Below are 17,689 nucleotides of genomic sequence, written 5' to 3'. Positions count from 1 at the left end.
AAGTATACTATAAATAAGCAGGTATTGAACAGTTATCCACTGTTAAAAATCAGGAATTTGTTCTATTTGGCCGGATTTTGTTATACTTTTCATAGAAAGAACAGGAGGTAGATAACATGACGGATGAAAAACAAGAAATGATTGACCGCGTGTATGCGGAGCTCGAAAACGTTATTGACCCTGAACTTGATATTGATATAGTCAATCTGGGCTTAATATACAACGTAGATATTGATGATGCAGATAACGTTAAGATTACCATGACGCTTACTGCGATGGGATGCCCGCTTGCAGCAACGATAGTGAGCGATATAAAAAGCTCATTAGAGGAGCTGCAGGAGTTTGGGGAAATTAAAGAAGTTGAAGTAGATATTGTATGGAGCCCGCAGTGGGATAAGAGTATGATGTCACGCTATGCAAAAATTGCTTTAGGTGTACACGAGTCGTAACAAATAAACCAAAGCCAGGCAGATGCCTGGCTTTTTTTATGGAGAGAGACGGCTCTTTTAAATCGGTTGAAACGTTCAGTATTAAATGAAGAGGGAAAGCATATCAGCGGATGATTTTCCGAATCAATTTCCCGGCTTGTCTTCCGAGGACACGACGGGCCAGCCTTTTTCCGATAGTACCGTTACGGACGGCCTGGGCATCCCCCATCGTTCTTGAAGCTTTGAAAAACAAACGGCTCAGCTTATTCAATCCTATCCCTCCTTAATAACCAATGGTTACTTATACCACTATTTATAATAGAAGAAACAAAATTATTTGTAATGACCGCCGATTTTCTTAGCCCTTATCATCGCCTGTCCTGCAGGAGAAAGAGAAGAAGCATGGAGCACGGCGTCCATTCCATACTTATCCTTAAGCTGGTCAATGGTGTGATAAAGAGAATCCAGGTCCTCATCGGTGTCAAATAAACTTAGTTGTTTATAATGAGCCGGCTGAAGGGAACTTAGAGAAATTCCCAGGCTTCGAATTGGGGTACCATCCCAGTATTCTTTAAATAAAGCAGAAGCTGTTTCAAAAATAACTCTGCCGCTGTTTGTTGGTTCAAAGAGACGCTGCTGACGATGGAAGGAACGCTTAAATCCATATTCCTGCCCGACTGCTCCTATACTGACGACCTGGCCGAGAGAGGTATGCTGCCGGCTCCTTCTGCTCACCTCTTCGCTCAGCTCCCGCAGTACTACTTTGATTTCCGACCAGTGATAATAATCACGAGGCAGGGTCATATGGTGGCCGATGGATTTTCGTTTTTGATGTGTAGAAGGAGAAACAGGGGAAGTATCATACCCCCGGGCTGTCTGCCAGAGCAGCTCTCCGTTAATACCCCATCTTTTCTTCAAATCATAAAGCGGATGCCGGGCCAGCTGGCCGATGGTCCGGATTCCCATATTAAGAAGGTGGGTCTCCATCCGGTTCCCCACGCTGAAAAGCCTGCCTATAGGAAGAGGCCAAAGCAGCTCGGCGGCATTAGCATCATTGAGGACAGCCGTGCCCGTTCTGCTTTCTTTAGCGAAATGATCGCAGGCCATTTTTGCATACACTTTTGTCGTGCCGATACCGATACGGGCCTGAACGCCGATTTCCCGGAGCAGGCGCTGTTTGATGTGCTGGGCGAGCTGTTCCGCCTTCCCTTGCTCCATGGCGGGAAGTTCCAGAAAAACCTCATCAATGCTGTAGGGTTCTACTGCTGCGCTGTATTGTTCCAGAAAACTGGATATAGTAACAGACACATTTACATAAAACTGCATATGAGGCTTAAGTATATGTACATGCGGGCATTTATTCTGCGCCTGCCAGATTGGTTCGGCAGTTTGAATTCCATACGATTTTGCCGTTGGGCATGCGGCTAAAATAACACCGCTTCGAATAGAAGGGTCTCCCGCTACAACAACAGGCTTGTCTGTTAGTAGAGGGTGGGCCAGTTTTTCCAGGTTGGCATAAAAAGACTGCATATCGATTAAGAAGATGATCCGGTTCTCCACAGCGGCCACCTCTTTTCCTGATGTAAAATAGAACATTTGTTCGAATAAAAGTATAAACTAATTTAATATCAGAAAAAAGAGACTATGCTTAAAAGAATTATAAAATGGGAATGGAGAATTATAAATACTATTCAGGAGGGTGATGAATGAGTAAACCAATTGAATTAACAACCATTACTATTGAACAGCATGAACCGCCCCACCGCATGGCGTACATTAAAGGATTTGAAGAGCCTTTCAACTACGGGGTGCACGGCGGAGTAAAGGAATTCTACGGTGTTTCACCCGAAACCGAATATCCTTCCACTTTGGATCACATTGTTGCTTCAGCGGGCGGCTGACTAACCGGAACATTATCCGGCGCGCTGGATGCGCGCGGCATACCGCCTTATCCAAATAAATTAAAAGCTGTCGCTAAAGGAACAATTGAAGCTCCAGAAGGTGTCCTGAAAATAACAAAAATTGATGTTCACTTTGAGCTGAGCATTCCTGCAGGTAAAAAAGAACCGGCGGAAAGAGCACTCCGTGTATTTGATAAAGGCTGCCCGGTAGCCCAGACATTAAATGGATGCGTTGATTTTAACTATACATGGGAAATAACAGAAGAATAAAAGCTGTGCAGATTCTCCCTACAGCAGGGGGAATCTTTTTATGTCGGTCTGGGCCGTTGGATAGAGATTGTTTCCAAATGCCGTAGTCTTTTGTCTCGAGTTTATTAATATGCAGGATAAATCAGTTTCAAAAAGCGGAGGAGGGGAACGTGAAGCATAACGTAATGCATGAAAAGGAATAAACAGGTACCTACATTAAATGGAGGTTTTATAAAATGGAAACAAGAGTAATTGGATCTTACCAAAACGAACAACAGGTGATTGGAGCGGTAGCGGGGCTCAGAGAACAAGGTCTCGAAGCGAATGATATTTCTATTGTGCTGAACAATAAGGAAAGCGCGGCCTATCTTTCAAAAGAAACGGGAACGCACATCCATTTAGAACATACAAACGAAAGCAGCAGAGGACTTGTAGAAAACTTAAAAGAAGCCCTCTCTCCTGAACAGCAGAAAGAGCAGTCAGATGTTACCTTAATTCGTCTTGGCCTGACAGAAGAAGAAGCTGACAAATATGACGCAGATATCAGGGAAGGCAGCATTATTGTCGTGGCTCACGAAGGCACAGCCGTTACGTCCAGAAGTTATACAGAACATACGGCTACTGCCTCTTCTGCGGAAGAAAAAGAGGTGCACGCAGCGGAAAAAAGAGCCCCTTCTTTAAGAGCGGTTTCGTCCGAAAGCAAAGCTTCAGCCGATAGTCAGCCACCGGAAAAAGAAAGTACCTCGACTAAACGGGAGGCAGATGCAGAAACAGAAGAACAGCAGGCTCTCCGCCTGCACGAAGAAAAACTTGATGTAAGCAAGAAAAAAGTAGAAAAAGGCGAAGTAGAAGTTAGAAAAGAAGTAGTAGAAGTAGAAAAAACGATAAAAGTACCAGTCCAGCGTGAAGAAGTATATATTGAAAGACGTGCAGTTTCGGAAGAAGATCAGGATGTTACAGGAACAAAAATCGGAGAGTTTTCGGAGGGATCTGAAGAAATTCGTGTACCTGTAGTAGAAGAACAAATTGAAATTAAGAAAACACCGGTCGTAACAGACGAAGTCGTTGTAGGTAAAAGAAAATATCAGGAAACCGAAGAAACGACTGAAAAAGTAAAGCGTGAAGAAGCGCGTATTGAAGGCGAAGAAAACATTAAGCCTGAAAATAGAGATAAATAATTGTTAAATAAAGCTGCCTGCAATGAGTCTTTTACTTCATTGCAGGCAGCTTTTATTTTCCAACGATGAAAAGACATTCAAAATTATAAAAAACGAATATTAATATATATTTTTTTATTTTTGTTCGTATTTAGGTTGAAAATAGAGGAAGAGAGGTTGTAAGATAAAAAGGACTACGATTTCTGGGAGGAAATAAATGAATATAGGTGCCCCTTTACAACAAAAAGGAATAAAATTAATGATTTTAGGGTCTGGTGAACTTGGAAAAGAAGTGATTATGGAGGCGCAGCGTTTAGGCGTAGAAACAATTGCTGTAGACAGATATGACGGAGCTCCGGCCATGCAGACGGCACATCGCTCTTATGTGATTGATATGCTGGAAGCCGACAAACTAAAGGAAATTGTCCGCTGGGAAAAGCCGGACTATATTGTTCCTGAGATTGAGGCGTTAGCAACAGAAGCATTGATAGAACTAGAAGAAGAAGGGTTCCGCGTTATTCCGACGGCAAGAGCCGCCCATTTGACGATGGATCGCGAAGGTATCCGCCGCCTGGCTAGTGAAGAGCTTAAAATACCTACGGCTTCCTATCAATTTGCAGATAACATAGAAGAACTTGCTTCGGCAGTAAAAGAAATCGGTACTCCGTGCGTAATTAAGCCGGTGATGAGTTCTTCAGGAAAAGGTCAGACCGTATGCCGCTCTGAAGCAGATATAGAAACGTCCTGGCAGGAAGCAGTAGGCAGTGGAAGAGGAAAGAAAAATCGAGTGATCGTGGAATCATTTATTCCCTTTGAGTCGGAGATTACTTTATTGACGGTACAGTCTATTTCCGGTACTTCCTACTGCGAACCGATTGGCCATGAACAGAAAGATGGAGATTATATTCAATCCTGGCAGCCCCACCCAATGCCGGCCGCTCAGCTGGAACAGGCAAAAAAAATAGCATCTGAAGTAACGGCTGCTTTAGGAGGGTATGGCTTGTTTGGGGTAGAGCTTTTCCTGACAAAAGATCATGTGTATTTTAGTGAAGTATCGCCCCGGCCCCATGATACAGGCATGGTTACACTTGCTACCCAGCATTTATCAGAATTTGCGCTTCATGTTCGTGCCGTTCTGGGTCTGCCGGTAGAAGATATTGTATTTCACCGTGCGGGAGCCTCTTATGCAGTAAAAGCCGAAAAAGAATCCAAAAATTACCATATTGAAGGAGCACAGGAAGCGCTTCTCATTCCGGAAACCGAACTGCGTATTTTTGGAAAGCCTGAAACAAAACCGGGCCGGCGCATGGCTGTGGCGATCAGCCTGGGAGCAGATGTAGAAGAGGCAAAACAACGTTCAAAGCAGGCAGCAGAAAAAATAAATATTATAGAAGAATGATCCAGACATGAAAACGTAATAGTATTTTTAGAAGTAAGCTCTTCTTCTCCTGAAAATATGTGGTATTGTAAAAGCATATAAGAAAAGGATAGGAGAGAAAACATGCTTAAATCAATATCGGCTCTGGGCCTGGCTGTCGTAATCGGCGCAGCAAGTGCAGCAGGAGCATCTACAGTAACAGCTCTGGAAAATGATGACGATAAGAATATAAAGCAGGTAGCAGAAAATGTGCCCTATGAAGTAGACGTTGATATTTCAGAAGATGAAATATCTGCTTCTGCCAAGAAAAAACTATAAATGGATAAAACCCCCGCGTTCAAAAGGAACACGGGGGTTTTACATACGTGAAAAAAGGAGAATGCCTATGAACCCTGAACAAAAATATCACTGCTGTGCTACGTGCAGGTGGTTTCATATAGAAAAAGAGCCCGGGCAGCCTTCGATAAAAAGCTGCATTCGTCTCGGATTTGAAACAAAACCGCATTACCAGTTCAACTGCTGGGATCCACGGGAGGATATAAAAAAACGAATAGCTGAAGAAAGTTTTTAGGAAAAAGAACGCTCGGAGCGGAAAAGTTTACTGTGCCGGTACAAAATGGCGTTCACTTCGCCTCCGATAATGAAAATAAATCCGGTTAAATAAAGCCAGAGCATAAGCACAATGATACCGCCCAGACTGCCGTAGGTAGCTGAAAAATTGTTGAAATTGGTAATGTAGACTGAGAAGCCGATGCTTACAAGCTGCCACAGGATAGTGGCCACAAGTGCCCCGGGAATAACATGACGCAGAGGAAAGCGCATAGAAGTAGCAAAGTAGTAAAGAAACGAAAGTACGCTGGAAATGATAATAATTAATAATGCCCATCTGAAGATATTCAGCAGTAAAGCGGTGCCCTGCTCGATATTGAGCCAGTTGGTCAGTGTTTCAATAATAAGGTTGCCGAATACCGATAAAATTAAAGTAACTACCAGAGCGAAAATGAGAGCAATTGTCAGCACGATAGAAAGCAGCCGGGTAACAATAAAAGAACGGGTTTCTTCCAGATTAAAAGCTGTATTAGCGGCTTCGATAAAAGCATTGACGCCGTTCGAAGCAGTCCAGATCGTACCTATAATACCAAAGGTGAGAAGCCCTCCCTGTGGAGTAGTAATTACATCAATGACATTATCTTGAATAAGCTGTAGAAAAGCGGCAGGAAGCGCACTGCTCAGCAGTTCAAATATCTGGTCTACGTCGAGTTCAAGGTAGGGAAGGATAGACAAAACAAGAATAATCATAGGGAACAGCGACAACAAATAGAAAAAAGCCTGCTGAGCAGCGAGTCCGGCTGCCCGGTCCTCTATTATTTCTTTTGTCAATGTTTTCATAAATTGAAATAAGCGGCCCATGATAGCTTTCTCCTTCTGCTTTTTTTATAAGCGTAGTGATTATTAATTATTCGACAAAATCTGCAATACAGGTTTTAAAGGCTGTATTCTTAGGGAATACGTTATTAGTGCCTATTATAAAAGGGGTGAAGAATATGATTAGAACGATTTTAATGATTGTTGGACTTGTAGTAGTAATTAGTATTATCCTGTCGTTTATCTAAATGATATAAAATAATGTTTAATGACATCATGAATATTATCATACTTAAAAGTTCCCTAATACCTTAGGGAGCTTTTTCCTATAGAGAAGGTGGAAGTGAGGCCTGCTTATGTATGAAGGAATAATTGTATTAATCCTGCTTGGTTTCACAGCGGCTTTGCTGCGGGTGCCTATTCTTGGATCTTTTCTGGCTTTATTCCACACCTTAGTACATGAGAATGGGCATGTGGCAGCAGCAAAATGGACAGGGGGAAAAGCGCACTCTGTTTCGTTATTCTACAACCAGAGCGGCCTGGCTTTAACAAGCCATCAGGGAAAGGGAGGAGCAGTACTTACCATTGCAGCAGGATATGTATTTGCTTCAGCAGTGAGTGTTGTCTACATTTACGCTTTAATGATGCAGTGGTATACACCAATGATGATTGTCCTATGCATACTGTTACTCTACAATATCATGTTTCTTGTAAAGAACATAGTTGGCATTTTATGGCTTGGCAGTGTGTTTTTATTAATTGGGGTGCTGTACGCAAACCAGGCGTATGAAGCGAGCGTTTATGTGTTGTATATTATCGGAAGTACGCTCCTCGTACAGGCTTTTCTGTCCAGTTTATATGTGTGGAAAATGAGTAGGTTTCATGCCGCGGCCTCGGGTGACGCAGCCCTGCTTGAAAAAGCTACGGGCATACCGGCCGTATTTTGGGGATTTATCTTTTTTGGACAGGGGGCTGTCTGCTTTACAGCAGGAACGTGGATGCTCGTTAGAGAAGGACTCCCTTTTTTGTAAATTAAGAAAAGTTACCTTTTGTGTATAAAAAACTTCCACCCGCGGGTGGAAGTTTTTTTGTCGTTGTTAATTCATAAAGAGGAACGTGCCGACACCTATAATAATGAGAATAATAAATGCTATAATCATATAAGTCGTTAATCTGTTCATATCATCACCCGAACTTTCTATGCGGAAATTAATTCACGTAAGTATAATGGAAAAGTATTTCTATATTATAGCGTACATGCAGAAATCAAATCGGTAATTTCACTGTTTTTAGAAAAAGTTTCGAAAAATGTCATAAAAAAGATATAATAGATTCACAAAATGAGGTGATTCTTATGGGAAATACGCGGAAAATTATTATGGATATGGATCCCGGCCATGATGACGCCATGGCACTTATTGTAGCAGCTTCGTCGCCGAAACTTGAGATTATGGCGATTACTACGGTTTCCGGAAATGCGCCGGTAGAGAAAACAACTAGAAATGCCCGGCGCATCTGCGACTTAATCCATCTTCAGCAAGTGCCCATTTATAAAGGCGCATCGAGACCGCTTCTCCGCGCGCCTGAAGCTGCAGAGACGATCCATGGAGAATCCGGGCTGGATGGACCGGAGCTTTCGGACAATCCGGAAAAAACTGTTGAAAAAGAACATGCTGTTGATGCTATCATACATATTATCGAGCATTCGGAAAGTCCGGTAACGCTTGTACCTACAGGCCCTTTAACCAATATTGCCCTGGCTCTTATAAAAGAACCGGGTATTGCCGGTAATATTGAAGAAATTGTTCTGATGGGAGGCGGTACATTCGGTAATTGGACACCAGCCGCTGAATTTAATATTTATGCAGATGCAGAGGCTGCCAAAGTTGTTTTTGAGAGTGGGATTTCAATAGCCATGTTCGGTCTGGATGTGACCCATCAGGCATTGATTACTCCGGAGATCCAACAGCGGATCAGTACCAGCCGTCATCCAGCAGGAAGATTTGTGTTTGATCTGCTCGATTTTTTTATGGAGGCTTACAAAAACACGTTTCGGTTTGAAGGAGCCCCTCTTCATGATGTATGTACGGTCGCCTATTTAATTGATTCCGGCATGTTTACGATGGAGCATGTACACGTTGGTATTGAAACCAGGGGAGAGTATACGTACGGTGCTACAGCGGTAGATCTTCTGCATGTGACTGGAACAGAGCCGAATGTCTGGTTCGCCGGCAGTCTTCAGGTGGATAGGTTGTGGAAGCTGATTAAAGAAGCGGTAGATTCGTATGAAAAATAAAAAAAGAGACTGCCACGGCGGTCTCTTTTTAAAACAATTAGTATAAAGAAAGGTTTCCTGCCCGTACATCTGATTTCATCGATAATCTCTTAGCCTGGACAACTTTATAGTAAGACTCCAAAATACCGATTTCACGGTAGATTTCATCTCGTGTCGTTTCCGGTTTAAGAAGTCCCGACCAGAAAACAGCGCCGATATCACTTTGAAACAGCAGCGTAAATTTTTTCTGGCGGTTGAACATATCCGACTCCTCGTCAAAATCAAGAATGTTAGACCCTCTTGCATCTACTAAATGAAGAAGAATAAGACCTTTGGCGTCTACATCTTTAGCTTCTCTAATATATGTTTTAAAGTCTTCGAACGTTTTAATTTCAATATACAAAATGACACCTCCATGGTTGCTTTACTAATATAGGAAAAATAAAAAAACAATATGGCCGCAAGCAGCATACTTTTCTATTTTAGCAAAAGCGGGCCGAAGTTACGAGTTGAATTTACGCAGGAGGAATAAATCCAGCATTTTGTCGCTCAAAAACTCCTGCCGCAAAGACTGCAATAGGAGGGATACAGTCGTGTTCACGAAAAGGTTGGAACGAAAGCCATTAAAACGATACCGGGCCGCTAAAATAATCGGTGTTCTTCTCGCTGTCTACGGGGCTGTAATGATTTATCACGTATATAAACCGGTACCTGAAGGAATATCCTACAAAGGAAAAGAGCATATCGGCACAGAGGCGGAAGTTTTATTTGATCTTACTTATGAAAAAGAAGGCTCCATCCAACGAGAGCAGGCCATATTTGATAAAGTTTTTCAAATGATCGAAGAAGCCGATGAGTTTGTCGTTATCGATATGTTTTTATTTAACGAAGAATATCCGGGCGGGCTGGAATTCACTGAACTTTCCGGGGCTCTGGCCGATAAATTAATACAAAAAAAACAAGCAGAACCCGGGATGCCCGTCATTTTTATTACAGATCGCATTAACAGTGTATATGGATCAAGAACACCTGAACATATTAAGCAGATGGAAGAAGCCGGTATTACCGTCATATGGACCGACCTAAAACCGCTCCGTGATTCCAATCCAATTTACAGTGGTTTATGGAGAACGGCAGTTCAATGGTTTGGCACACCGGATGGAGGGTGGCTGCCGAGTCCTTTTTCCGAAACTTCTGATCCTGTTACACTGCGCTCTTATCTGGACTTATTGAATTTTAAAGCAAACCATAGAAAAACGGTAATTACCGGTCAGGAGGCGCTTGTTACTTCCGCCAACCCCCATGATGCCAGTGCTTATCACTCCAATACCGCCTTTATTTTTCAAGGGGAGATGGTGAAGGATCTGCTGAAGAGTGAGCAGGCTGCAGCAGAAATGTCCGGAAGCGATCCTGCTGTATTTGAAAACCTGGAAAATCGGATAAAACCAAAAGAGTCAGAAGGCGGGCCTGCCGGGCAGGTTCTTACGGAAAAGCAGATAAAATATCAGCTGCTTGAAGATTTATCTGCCGCCGGAGCGGGGGATAACGTCTGGATTGGTATGTTTTATGTGGCAGACCGGGATGTGATGCAGGCGCTGAAGGAAGCGGGACAGCGAAAAGTAAATGTCCGGCTGATACTGGATGTTAACCAGGAGGCCTTTGGACGTGAAAAAATTGGCATTCCCAACAGGCCGGCAGCAGACGAATTAGTAAACAGCTCTGAACATATTCAGGTCAAATGGTACCGGACTAACGGAGAGCAGTATCATACAAAGATGATGTACATCGAAAATGAAGAAGAAGCCGTAATCAATGGCGGATCATCCAACTACACAAGACGCAATCTCGATAATTTTAATCTGGAAAGCAATATTGTGTTCCGGGGGTCGGTCGATGATCCATTGATGATCGAAATGAACGAGTATTTCCATAAGCTGTGGAGCAATGAAGAAGGGCTTTACACGGAAGATTATGAAGTACACCAGGAGGATACAGCCTGGAAATACTGGCTGTACCGATTTCAGGAAGCAACGGGGATGTCTTCTTTTTGACCCTTTCAAGGCAGACATTACTACAGCATACCGATATACTTAAGAGAAGAAGGTCGTGGCATAATGAAATCGATAACGTATCTCGTACTGCCATTTTTATTGATGAATGCGCAGCCCGCAGAAGCAGTAGATGCATTTAAAGAAGCAACAATTGACAGGGAGCAGGAGTTTGCTGAAAATCAATACGAAGGAAGCGGTGAGCCCGTCGTTTATTTAGAAGGAACGTCTTCTTTTGTTATCACCGTACCGCACGCGGTCAAGCATATCCGCGGCGGCTCTCCTAAAGACGCAGAAATTTATACAGGGGCTCTGGCTAAATGGCTTCATGAAGAAACCGGTGCCCATGTGATTTACAGCTCAGAAATGACCGAAGATCCCCATGATAACAGAAACAGCGATTTTAAAGATAAGCTGGCAGATGTAGTAAACAGCCATGATATAGAAATGGTTGTCGATCTGCACGGAGCTTCCGGCAGCCGGGATTTTGATATAGATCTTGGTACGATGAGCGGGGGAAGTGTAAGCCGTCAGGTAATTGGACATCTGCGGGCTTCTCTGCAGGAAGCCGGTGTAGAGGATGTAAAAGAAAATCACACCTTTACTGCCGACAGCCCGTTAACGATAACCAACTACGCTTATACAGAGCTGCAGGTGCCGGCTGTTCAGATTGAAATCAATCAGGCGTTTCGTGACCCGAGAAGTGACATCACTTCTTTTCAGCAGATGTACAACGGCCTGTATACGTTTTTGACAATGTATGAAGCTCAGTACTTTTATCAGACAGTACCTTTCTGCGGGGACAGGGAACTGTCACGGGCTGCCTGGAAAAACAGCTATTACGACAGCATTAATTTCCAGCTTTTAAATCAGGCTTACTTTCTACCGGAAACAGGATGCAGAAAATAAAGCGGAAGCAAATCCAAACCCCGTAGTGAAAAATAGAATAAAGTAAGGTACGATCATTATGTACCTATTAGAAAATGAAATAATTTTACAGCAATGGAGATGCAGAACATGAATGATTTAAAGATGCCGGAAAAAAAATTCCGGCCGGAACTTGAAGGTGTGCGGGCAGTAGCTGCTTTATTGGTAGCGGTATATCACATTTGGCTTGGCTCCGTTTCCGGAGGAGTCGATGTTTTTTTTATCGTATCAGGATACCTTATCACTACTTCATTACTATCCAGGATGGAGCGGGAAGGAAGGTTTCATTTTGTAGAGTACCTTCTGGGACTTGCTAAAAGATTATTCCCGTTAGCGCTGACAGTCGTTTTGGTTACGGCCGTCTGTTCCTTTTTACTTCTCACCCGTGCCCAGTGGAGCCAGGTGATTCCACAGGTATTTTCCTCTGCCTTTTATTTTCAGAACTGGCAGCTTGCTAATAATGCCGTCGATTATTTAGCACAGAACAACCAGGCAAGCCCTTTTCAGCATTTTTGGGCGCTCTCGATTCAGGGGCAGTTTTACCTGACGTGGCCGCTGGTTATTCTGCTTGCTTACGGAGCAGCCGTAAAAGTTTTTAAAACGCCGATTAGAAAAACACTGCTCGCTTTACTAAGCGTCATTTTTATATCTTCTTTAAGTTATTCTGTCTACATTACTTCAGTTAATCAGCCATGGGCCTATTTCGACACGTTTGCCCGCGTCTGGGAATTCAGTTTGGGAGGCATATTGGCCCTGCTTATTCCTTATTTACTCTTTAATAAGCGGGTAAGCTTTGTTTTAGGGTGGCTCGGACTGGCTGTTATTGCTCTCACCGGGCTTTTACTGCCTGTGTCTACCGTGTTTCCGGGGTACGCGGCGTTATTGCCTACAAGCGGCGTGATGCTGGTTATTATCGCAGCGGAAAACGGAACACGTTTTGGAGTGGAAAAACTTCTCGGTTCAAGGCCATTTTTATATTTTGGAAGTATTTCCTACGGCTTTTATTTATGGCACTGGCCTATTTTAATTTTTTATTATGCCTACTTCAACACAGATACGGTTACGAATGTGGCAGGAGCAGGCATATTGATCATTGCGTTTCTTTTATCCGTACTGTCTATTAAAGGAATCGAAGACCCTATTCGTAAAATCAATGTGAAAAAATCCAAAAAGAAATTGACGGCTGTGCTGGCAGCACTTATTCTACCTGTTATTCTGGCGGGCAGTGCGTGGGGGATATACCTGGAACAGACTACAGACAGCCTGAACGTTGATTACAGCGTTAATGATTATCCGGGAGCCAGAGCTGTTTCAGAAAATATTGAACCTACACCAGACCTGGAGCCGCTGTCTGTAATGGAAAACGGAGCCAGCCAGCTTCCTGCTTTTTATGAAGATGAGGAGTGCTATACAAAATTAGATGAGAGAGGCGTAAGCTTCTGTTCATATGGAGAAACGGAAAATCCCGATTATACCGTAGCACTGGTGGGAGGATCTCATTCAGGCCACTGGTTCCCGGCGCTTGAAGCGATGTCGGAGGAGTTGAATATGCAGATTGATTTGTACAATAAAGACGGCTGCCGTTTTTCCGTTGATGATTTTAACGGCTCGCTGTCCGACAGCTGTATGGAATGGAACGAAGAAGTGGTGGAGCCATTGACGGAGAATCCACCGGATTTATTAATAACAACAGCAAATGTTAATAAAAGCAGTTCTGTTCCGGAAGGATATTTGGAGATGTGGGAAAAATTTGAGGGCGTAGCAGAGGTATTTGCTATTCGGGATAATCCGAGAATGACTGAAGATATACCGATCTGTATCGAAGCAACTCCCGATAACTGTGCAGTACAAAGATCGGACGCACTCTCGGAAACACCACCCTGGGAGAATACAGAAAATATTCCGGATAATGTAACGTTCGCCGATTTATCCGATTATTTCTGTAATGATGAGACGTGCGAACCGGTAATCGGAAATGTGGTGGTCTACCGCGATCAGCACCACATTAATACGTATTACTCCAGAACCATGTCTTCCGCCCTTCAGGAGCATATTGAACGAGCTTTAGAGGAAGAAGATTTATAAGTATTTATCTGTGATCCGGCCCCTTCATGCTATTGAAGGGGTTTTTTGTGTGAATAAAGCTGGCAGTAAAGAAAAACCCTTCCAGAAGGAAGGGTTTGAATATGTGTATAATGGTGCCCCGTACTGGGCTCGAACCAGTGACCTCCACCCTGTCAAGGTGGCGCTCTCCCAGCTGAGCTAACGGAGCAGCTGGATAGATGAACCTTTATTAATTTACCTTGTACAGGTAGGTTTTGTCAATACAAAAAGTAAATAGTCTGCCTGTGGACAGACCGGTCAATCGCTTTTTTTGTGAAAAAGGCTGATCTAAAAAGCCCGATTGTCCAGTTATTTATCCCAGACCCGCCTATTATAATGGGACAAATAAGCTTTTCTGGTCTTTCATAGGAAGAACTAGAGAATCTTCGGACGATGTGGTAAGATGTGTTTTGTTCAACAGTAAATAACATCCGGAGGGTACCTATGATAGATTTTTGGATGAGAACGCAGGAGTTTTTCATAAACCTGCCGTGGATTGATATAGGATTTGCTATATTAATATTTTTTCTCATATTCTTCTTAAGACGATATTTGACGACATATATTTTCCGACTGCTGATTCGAATAGCGAAAAAGACACCGACTGATGTGTTTACCAACGTGATTATTGCGTTTGAAAAACCGCTTCGATTTTTCTTTGCGATACTTGGTTTGTATTTAGCATTGCTCTCTCTCCCGATTCAAGGGGACTATATGGGTATTGTAACCCGGTTTTACCGCACGTCTATTATTATTGTAATGGGATGGGGGCTTTTTAATTTCACAGCAGCTTCTTCTTCCATGTTCTATAAGCTTTCCAGCAAGATGGATGATGGGGAGGACAGCATGCTGCTGCCATTTCTCTCCCGTATTGTTCGTTTTGTGATTCTGGCTTTAACTATTACAATTATCGCTCATGAGTGGGATTACGATATTAATGGATTAATTGCCGGACTGGGTCTGGGCGGCCTGGCATTTGCGCTTGCGGCTCAGGAAACGCTCAGTAACTTTCTCGGAGGTATTATTATTGTCACAGAGCGTCCTTTTAAAAAAGGAGACTGGATTGCTTCGGCCACTGTCGAGGGATTTGTAGAAGATATCAATTTCCGGAGTACAAAAATCCGCACCTTCGAGGACTCCCTCGTCATTGTGCCTAATAAAACGCTGGCCCATGAAGCGATAACAAACTGGTCGGAAATGGGAAAGCGTCAGATAACCTTTAATGTAGGTGTGAAATACGAAACGCCTAAAGCAGACGTGCAGCGTGTAGTAGAACGAATTGAAGACACGCTTCAGGAAAATGATAAAATCGATAAAGACCTGATCATTGTGCGATTCAGCGAGTTTAACTCTTCTTCCCTCGATATTTTCGTGTATTTCTTTACGAAAGCTACAGGCTGGGTGGATTGGTTTGAAACAAAAGAGGAAATCAATTTTGAAGTAATGGAGATTTTGGAGGAAGAAGGAGTAGACATCGCATTTCCTTCCGAATCGGTATATATTGAAAATGCTCCAGCGCAGGCCTGGCCTGATTCGATTAAACAGGAAATTGCAGAAAAAACAAGACATGCAGAACATTCAAACAAATAATCGAAACCCCGGCTGTGCAGGCCGGGGTTTTATTATTTAAGCAAGGAGAAACTGCAGAAACGCTTTGTTGGCAGGGGATAAAGATTCTTTTTGGCGATGGGCAAGAGCAAGCGTCAGCCATACGGGAGGATCTAAAGGAACGCCTGCCAGCTTTTCATCATCCTGAATGACCATTTCCAAAAAAATTGTAATACCAAGACCGCGTTCCGTCAGTGATTTTGCCATGGAAAGTTGATTTGTTTCGAATGCGAGGTGAACGGGACGACCGGCTTTTTCGCTGATTTGATCGACAACTTTCCTCTGATAATATCCTTCTTTAAATAAGATGAGCGGTTCTTCCGCCACTTCTTCATGGGAGACGGAAGTTCTGGAGGCAAAAGGGTGATCGAGAGGAACGACAGCAACCATCTGTGTCGCCAAAAAAGGATGAATCGTTAACTGGCTGGATGATTTTCGTCCTTCATCTGTGACGATGGTGCCAAGCTCGATTTCCCCATTTATGATAGCTTCTTCAATAGCAGAAGTGCCTGCTTCGTATATGGAAACAGACAGGCCGGGGTAGGCTTTCAGAAAACGCGTAATCTGGTCGGGAAAATAATAAGAACCGGCCATCGACGGCAGTCCTATTTCAACTTCTCCCTGAGTAAGATCCTGCATATTAAGAACATCGCTTTTTGCTTTTGTAAGCAGGCGGTGCATATCAATGGCATGTCCATACAGCTTTTCACCAGCTTTTGTCAGGCGGATCTGTCTTTTGTCACGGATAAGAAGGCGTACGCCAAGCTCTTCTTCAAGCTGACGGACCGCACGGCTGACGGCGGGCTGTGCAATACGAAGAGAAGCAGCGGCTTTTGTGAAACTCCGGCAGACAGCTACTTCCCGGAAGTATTCAAGGGCTCTGCTTTCCATAACAATCTCCTTTCATAACAAAAAAGCATAGTTATTATGTTTATTATATATTTTATTTATCAATATGCTCATGATAGCATAAAAATATAAAAGAAAGTGTGATGGAAAGAAGGATATATGCCATGATTGAAGCAAAAACAGCCTCATTTTGGAAAGCTACTACGGCACTCGGAGCCGCTTCTTTTTTAATATTTGCGAACTTATATTATCCGCAGCCGCTTCTGCCTATGCTCAGTGAAGAGTTTCAAGTATCTGAAGTTGCCTCGAGCCTGATTATTTCCATTCCGTTGATTGTGCTGGGTATTACTTTTTTTGTATACAGCGCCCTCTCTGATGCCTTTGGCAGACGAAATATTTTATTTATATCCATGATACTTGGTATTGCGGGCACCATTCTTATCAGCATGGCGCCGAGTTTTGGCTGGCTGATGGCAGCCCGGGTGTTTCAGGCAGCTGCTTTAGCCGGTATACCGGTAGCGGCTATGGCATATCTCAGCGAAGAATATTCCAAAAAAGCTATGACAGTAGCAGTGGGGATTTATATTAGCGCAAACAGTTTCGGAGGGATGAGCGGCCGGGTGGCAAGCGGCATTATTGCAGATGCGTCGGATTGGCAGCTGGCTTTTATAATAATGGCCGGAGTGAGCGTAGGCATTGGGATTTTTGTCTGGTTTATGCTTCCGGAATCCACCCAGTTTACAGCGAAACCATTCCATTTTAAAACCACGCTGCAGAACAACTGGATGCATCTGAAGGATAAAAAAATGGCACTGGCCTATATTATCGGCGGGCTGCATTTTTTCGTATTTATTGGCGTATTTAACTTTATTACGTATCTTTTAAATGGGGAGCCGTTCTTTGTATCAGCTACTATACTCGGTCTGCTTTTTCTAACATACGGGGCGGGCACCTTCAGCTCGACGCTGGCCGGAAAGATGGCGCAGGTATGGAATCAGACAAGCTGCATGCTGATTGGAATCGCTTTAATGGCAATAGGGATTGTGCTGACAAGCGTTCCTTCTTTTCCGGTTATATTAATAGCGCTGCTTACATTAAGCTTTGGTTTTTTCTTTGTCCATTCGAGCTCCAGTTCCTGGGTGACAAGGCATGCTGTGCAGGCAAAAGCCAGTGCCTCAGGCCTGTATTTGACCAGTTATTATTTGGGAGGAGGATTAAGCAGTGTCTATTTTGGCTGGCTCTGGCCTTCATTTGGATGGCCGGGCGTGGTTACAGGCGCAGCTGCTGTACTGATTATTACATTGAGCTGTACGCTCAGCCTGCGCAGGATCGACAGAGCTGAACAAAAGGCAGCTTCTTCTGTATTTGTAACAAATTAACCGGAATAAAGCCGAACCCGTT

At 43.4% G+C, this 17,689-nt stretch carries 18 protein-coding genes, 1 tRNA gene and 1 pseudogene; 14 read left to right on the top strand and 6 right to left on the bottom strand.

Translation table 11 applies throughout. From position 1 onward, the window contains the following. Positions 1-116 precede the first annotated feature (116 nt). Entirely contained in the window at positions 117-449 is a 333-nt protein-coding gene (locus tag ATL39_RS06220) for a metal-sulfur cluster assembly factor (protein WP_120192426.1), read from the top strand. A gap of 103 nt (positions 450-552) precedes the next feature. Here the strand turns inward: ATL39_RS06220 and ATL39_RS17390 are convergent, their stop codons facing one another. After that, positions 553-699: a hypothetical protein gene (locus ATL39_RS17390; protein ID WP_170146850.1), complete on the bottom strand. Its 147-nt coding sequence runs from the start codon at positions 697-699 to the stop codon at positions 553-555. Between the two features lie 62 nt (positions 700-761). After that, on the bottom strand, positions 762-1,988 hold the full coding sequence (locus tag ATL39_RS06215) for a DNA polymerase IV (RefSeq protein WP_120192425.1): 1,227 nt from the start codon (positions 1,986-1,988) through the stop codon (positions 762-764). A 146-nt stretch (positions 1,989-2,134) separates the two neighbouring features. On the opposite strand from ATL39_RS06215, the gene ATL39_RS06210 reads away from it, so the two are divergent. The 6 genes and pseudogenes from ATL39_RS06210 (at position 2,135) to ATL39_RS06185 (ending at position 5,684) form a co-directional block, all read left to right on the top strand. Next, positions 2,135-2,329 carry a hypothetical protein gene (locus ATL39_RS06210; protein ID WP_120192424.1) on the top strand — a complete coding sequence of 65 codons (195 nt, stop codon included), beginning with the start codon at positions 2,135-2,137 and terminating at the stop codon, positions 2,327-2,329. A gap of 21 nt (positions 2,330-2,350) precedes the next feature. Then, a pseudogene (locus ATL39_RS17680) lies at positions 2,351-2,599 on the top strand (OsmC family protein); the annotation flags it as partial. Positions 2,600-2,814: 215 nt separating this feature from the next. Then, positions 2,815-3,756: a YsnF/AvaK domain-containing protein gene (locus tag ATL39_RS06200; protein ID WP_120192423.1), complete on the top strand. Its 942-nt coding sequence runs from the start codon at positions 2,815-2,817 to the stop codon at positions 3,754-3,756. Positions 3,757-3,952: 196 nt separating this feature from the next. Then, the gene (gene purT / locus ATL39_RS06195; protein ID WP_120192422.1) at positions 3,953-5,134 is read left to right on the top strand and encodes a formate-dependent phosphoribosylglycinamide formyltransferase; all 1,182 of its coding nucleotides are present in this window, start codon (positions 3,953-3,955) and stop codon (positions 5,132-5,134) included. 102 nt (positions 5,135-5,236) lie between these two features. After that, positions 5,237-5,431 (top strand): hypothetical protein, encoded by a 195-nt coding sequence (locus ATL39_RS06190; RefSeq protein WP_120192421.1) that lies wholly within the window; start codon positions 5,237-5,239, stop codon positions 5,429-5,431. A 67-nt stretch (positions 5,432-5,498) separates the two neighbouring features. Beyond that, the gene (locus tag ATL39_RS06185; protein WP_120192420.1) at positions 5,499-5,684 is read left to right on the top strand and encodes a hypothetical protein; all 186 of its coding nucleotides are present in this window, start codon (positions 5,499-5,501) and stop codon (positions 5,682-5,684) included. On the opposite strand, the gene ATL39_RS06180 is transcribed toward ATL39_RS06185, so the two are convergent. Continuing rightward, complete coding sequence (locus ATL39_RS06180; protein ID WP_120192419.1) at positions 5,681-6,523, bottom strand: YihY/virulence factor BrkB family protein; 843 nt, start codon at positions 6,521-6,523, stop codon at positions 5,681-5,683. The genes ATL39_RS06185 and ATL39_RS06180 overlap by 4 nt on opposite strands. A gap of 311 nt (positions 6,524-6,834) precedes the next feature. Here ATL39_RS06180 and ATL39_RS06175 point away from each other — a divergent pair, with 311 nt between their 5' ends. Then, positions 6,835-7,509, top strand: coding sequence for a M50 family metallopeptidase (locus ATL39_RS06175; RefSeq protein ID WP_120192418.1), 675 nt, complete (start codon positions 6,835-6,837; stop codon positions 7,507-7,509). Positions 7,510-7,832: 323 nt separating this feature from the next. Then, positions 7,833-8,774, top strand: a complete 942-nt coding sequence (locus tag ATL39_RS06170; RefSeq protein WP_120192417.1) for a nucleoside hydrolase — start codon at positions 7,833-7,835, stop codon at positions 8,772-8,774. Between the two features lie 37 nt (positions 8,775-8,811). On the opposite strand, the gene ATL39_RS06165 is transcribed toward ATL39_RS06170, so the two are convergent. Then, a complete protein-coding gene (locus tag ATL39_RS06165) occupies positions 8,812-9,156 on the bottom strand; it encodes a hypothetical protein (RefSeq protein WP_120192416.1) in 345 nt (114 codons plus the stop codon). A 190-nt stretch (positions 9,157-9,346) separates the two neighbouring features. Between ATL39_RS06165 and ATL39_RS06160 the strand changes: the two genes are divergently transcribed. The 3 genes from ATL39_RS06160 (at position 9,347) to ATL39_RS06150 (ending at position 13,813) form a co-directional block, all read left to right on the top strand. Then, a complete protein-coding gene (locus ATL39_RS06160; protein ID WP_120192415.1) occupies positions 9,347-10,804 on the top strand; it encodes a phospholipase D family protein in 1,458 nt (485 codons plus the stop codon). Between the two features lie 63 nt (positions 10,805-10,867). Then, positions 10,868-11,710 (top strand): N-formylglutamate amidohydrolase, encoded by an 843-nt coding sequence (locus ATL39_RS06155; protein ID WP_120192414.1) that lies wholly within the window; start codon positions 10,868-10,870, stop codon positions 11,708-11,710. 108 nt (positions 11,711-11,818) lie between these two features. Next, positions 11,819-13,813 carry an acyltransferase family protein gene (locus ATL39_RS06150; RefSeq protein ID WP_120192413.1) on the top strand — a complete coding sequence of 665 codons (1,995 nt, stop codon included), beginning with the start codon at positions 11,819-11,821 and terminating at the stop codon, positions 13,811-13,813. 111 nt (positions 13,814-13,924) lie between these two features. Here the strand turns inward: ATL39_RS06150 and ATL39_RS06145 are convergent. Continuing rightward, positions 13,925-14,000, bottom strand: a tRNA-Val gene (locus tag ATL39_RS06145). A 275-nt stretch (positions 14,001-14,275) separates the two neighbouring features. Here ATL39_RS06145 and ATL39_RS06140 point away from each other — a divergent pair. Next, complete coding sequence (locus ATL39_RS06140; protein WP_211326974.1) at positions 14,276-15,421, top strand: mechanosensitive ion channel family protein; 1,146 nt, start codon at positions 14,276-14,278, stop codon at positions 15,419-15,421. 36 nt (positions 15,422-15,457) lie between these two features. Here ATL39_RS06140 and ATL39_RS06135 read toward each other — a convergent pair whose 3' ends face one another. Further along, positions 15,458-16,330 (bottom strand): LysR family transcriptional regulator, encoded by an 873-nt coding sequence (locus ATL39_RS06135; RefSeq protein ID WP_120192412.1) that lies wholly within the window; start codon positions 16,328-16,330, stop codon positions 15,458-15,460. A 122-nt stretch (positions 16,331-16,452) separates the two neighbouring features. Between ATL39_RS06135 and ATL39_RS06130 the strand changes: the two genes are divergently transcribed. Beyond that, the gene (locus ATL39_RS06130) at positions 16,453-17,667 is read left to right on the top strand and encodes an MFS transporter (RefSeq protein ID WP_120192411.1); all 1,215 of its coding nucleotides are present in this window, start codon (positions 16,453-16,455) and stop codon (positions 17,665-17,667) included. Positions 17,668-17,689 lie beyond the last annotated feature (22 nt).

Source organism: Sinobaca qinghaiensis, from assembly GCF_003610495.1.
Lineage (GTDB): Bacteria > Bacillota > Bacilli > Bacillales > Marinococcaceae > Sinobaca > Sinobaca qinghaiensis.
This window is presented reverse-complemented; position numbering and strand designations above follow the sequence as displayed.

Coding starts and splice junctions, on each gene's coding strand:
- ATL39_RS06220 (WP_120192426.1), top strand. CDS start 117: ATGACGGATGAAAAACAAGAAATGATTGACCGCGTGTATGCGGAGCTC.
- ATL39_RS06175 (WP_120192418.1), top strand. CDS start 6,835: ATGTATGAAGGAATAATTGTATTAATCCTGCTTGGTTTCACAGCGGCT.
- ATL39_RS06200 (WP_120192423.1), top strand. CDS start 2,815: ATGGAAACAAGAGTAATTGGATCTTACCAAAACGAACAACAGGTGATT.
- ATL39_RS06135 (WP_120192412.1), bottom strand. CDS start 16,330: ATGGAAAGCAGAGCCCTTGAATACTTCCGGGAAGTAGCTGTCTGCCGG.
- ATL39_RS06155 (WP_120192414.1), top strand. CDS start 10,868: ATGAAATCGATAACGTATCTCGTACTGCCATTTTTATTGATGAATGCG.
- ATL39_RS06185 (WP_120192420.1), top strand. CDS start 5,499: ATGAACCCTGAACAAAAATATCACTGCTGTGCTACGTGCAGGTGGTTT.
- purT (WP_120192422.1), top strand. CDS start 3,953: ATGAATATAGGTGCCCCTTTACAACAAAAAGGAATAAAATTAATGATT.
- ATL39_RS06190 (WP_120192421.1), top strand. CDS start 5,237: ATGCTTAAATCAATATCGGCTCTGGGCCTGGCTGTCGTAATCGGCGCA.
- ATL39_RS06180 (WP_120192419.1), bottom strand. CDS start 6,523: ATGGGCCGCTTATTTCAATTTATGAAAACATTGACAAAAGAAATAATA.
- ATL39_RS06170 (WP_120192417.1), top strand. CDS start 7,833: ATGGGAAATACGCGGAAAATTATTATGGATATGGATCCCGGCCATGAT.
- ATL39_RS06130 (WP_120192411.1), top strand. CDS start 16,453: ATGATTGAAGCAAAAACAGCCTCATTTTGGAAAGCTACTACGGCACTC.
- ATL39_RS06140 (WP_211326974.1), top strand. CDS start 14,276: ATGATAGATTTTTGGATGAGAACGCAGGAGTTTTTCATAAACCTGCCG.
- ATL39_RS06210 (WP_120192424.1), top strand. CDS start 2,135: ATGAGTAAACCAATTGAATTAACAACCATTACTATTGAACAGCATGAA.
- ATL39_RS06150 (WP_120192413.1), top strand. CDS start 11,819: ATGAATGATTTAAAGATGCCGGAAAAAAAATTCCGGCCGGAACTTGAA.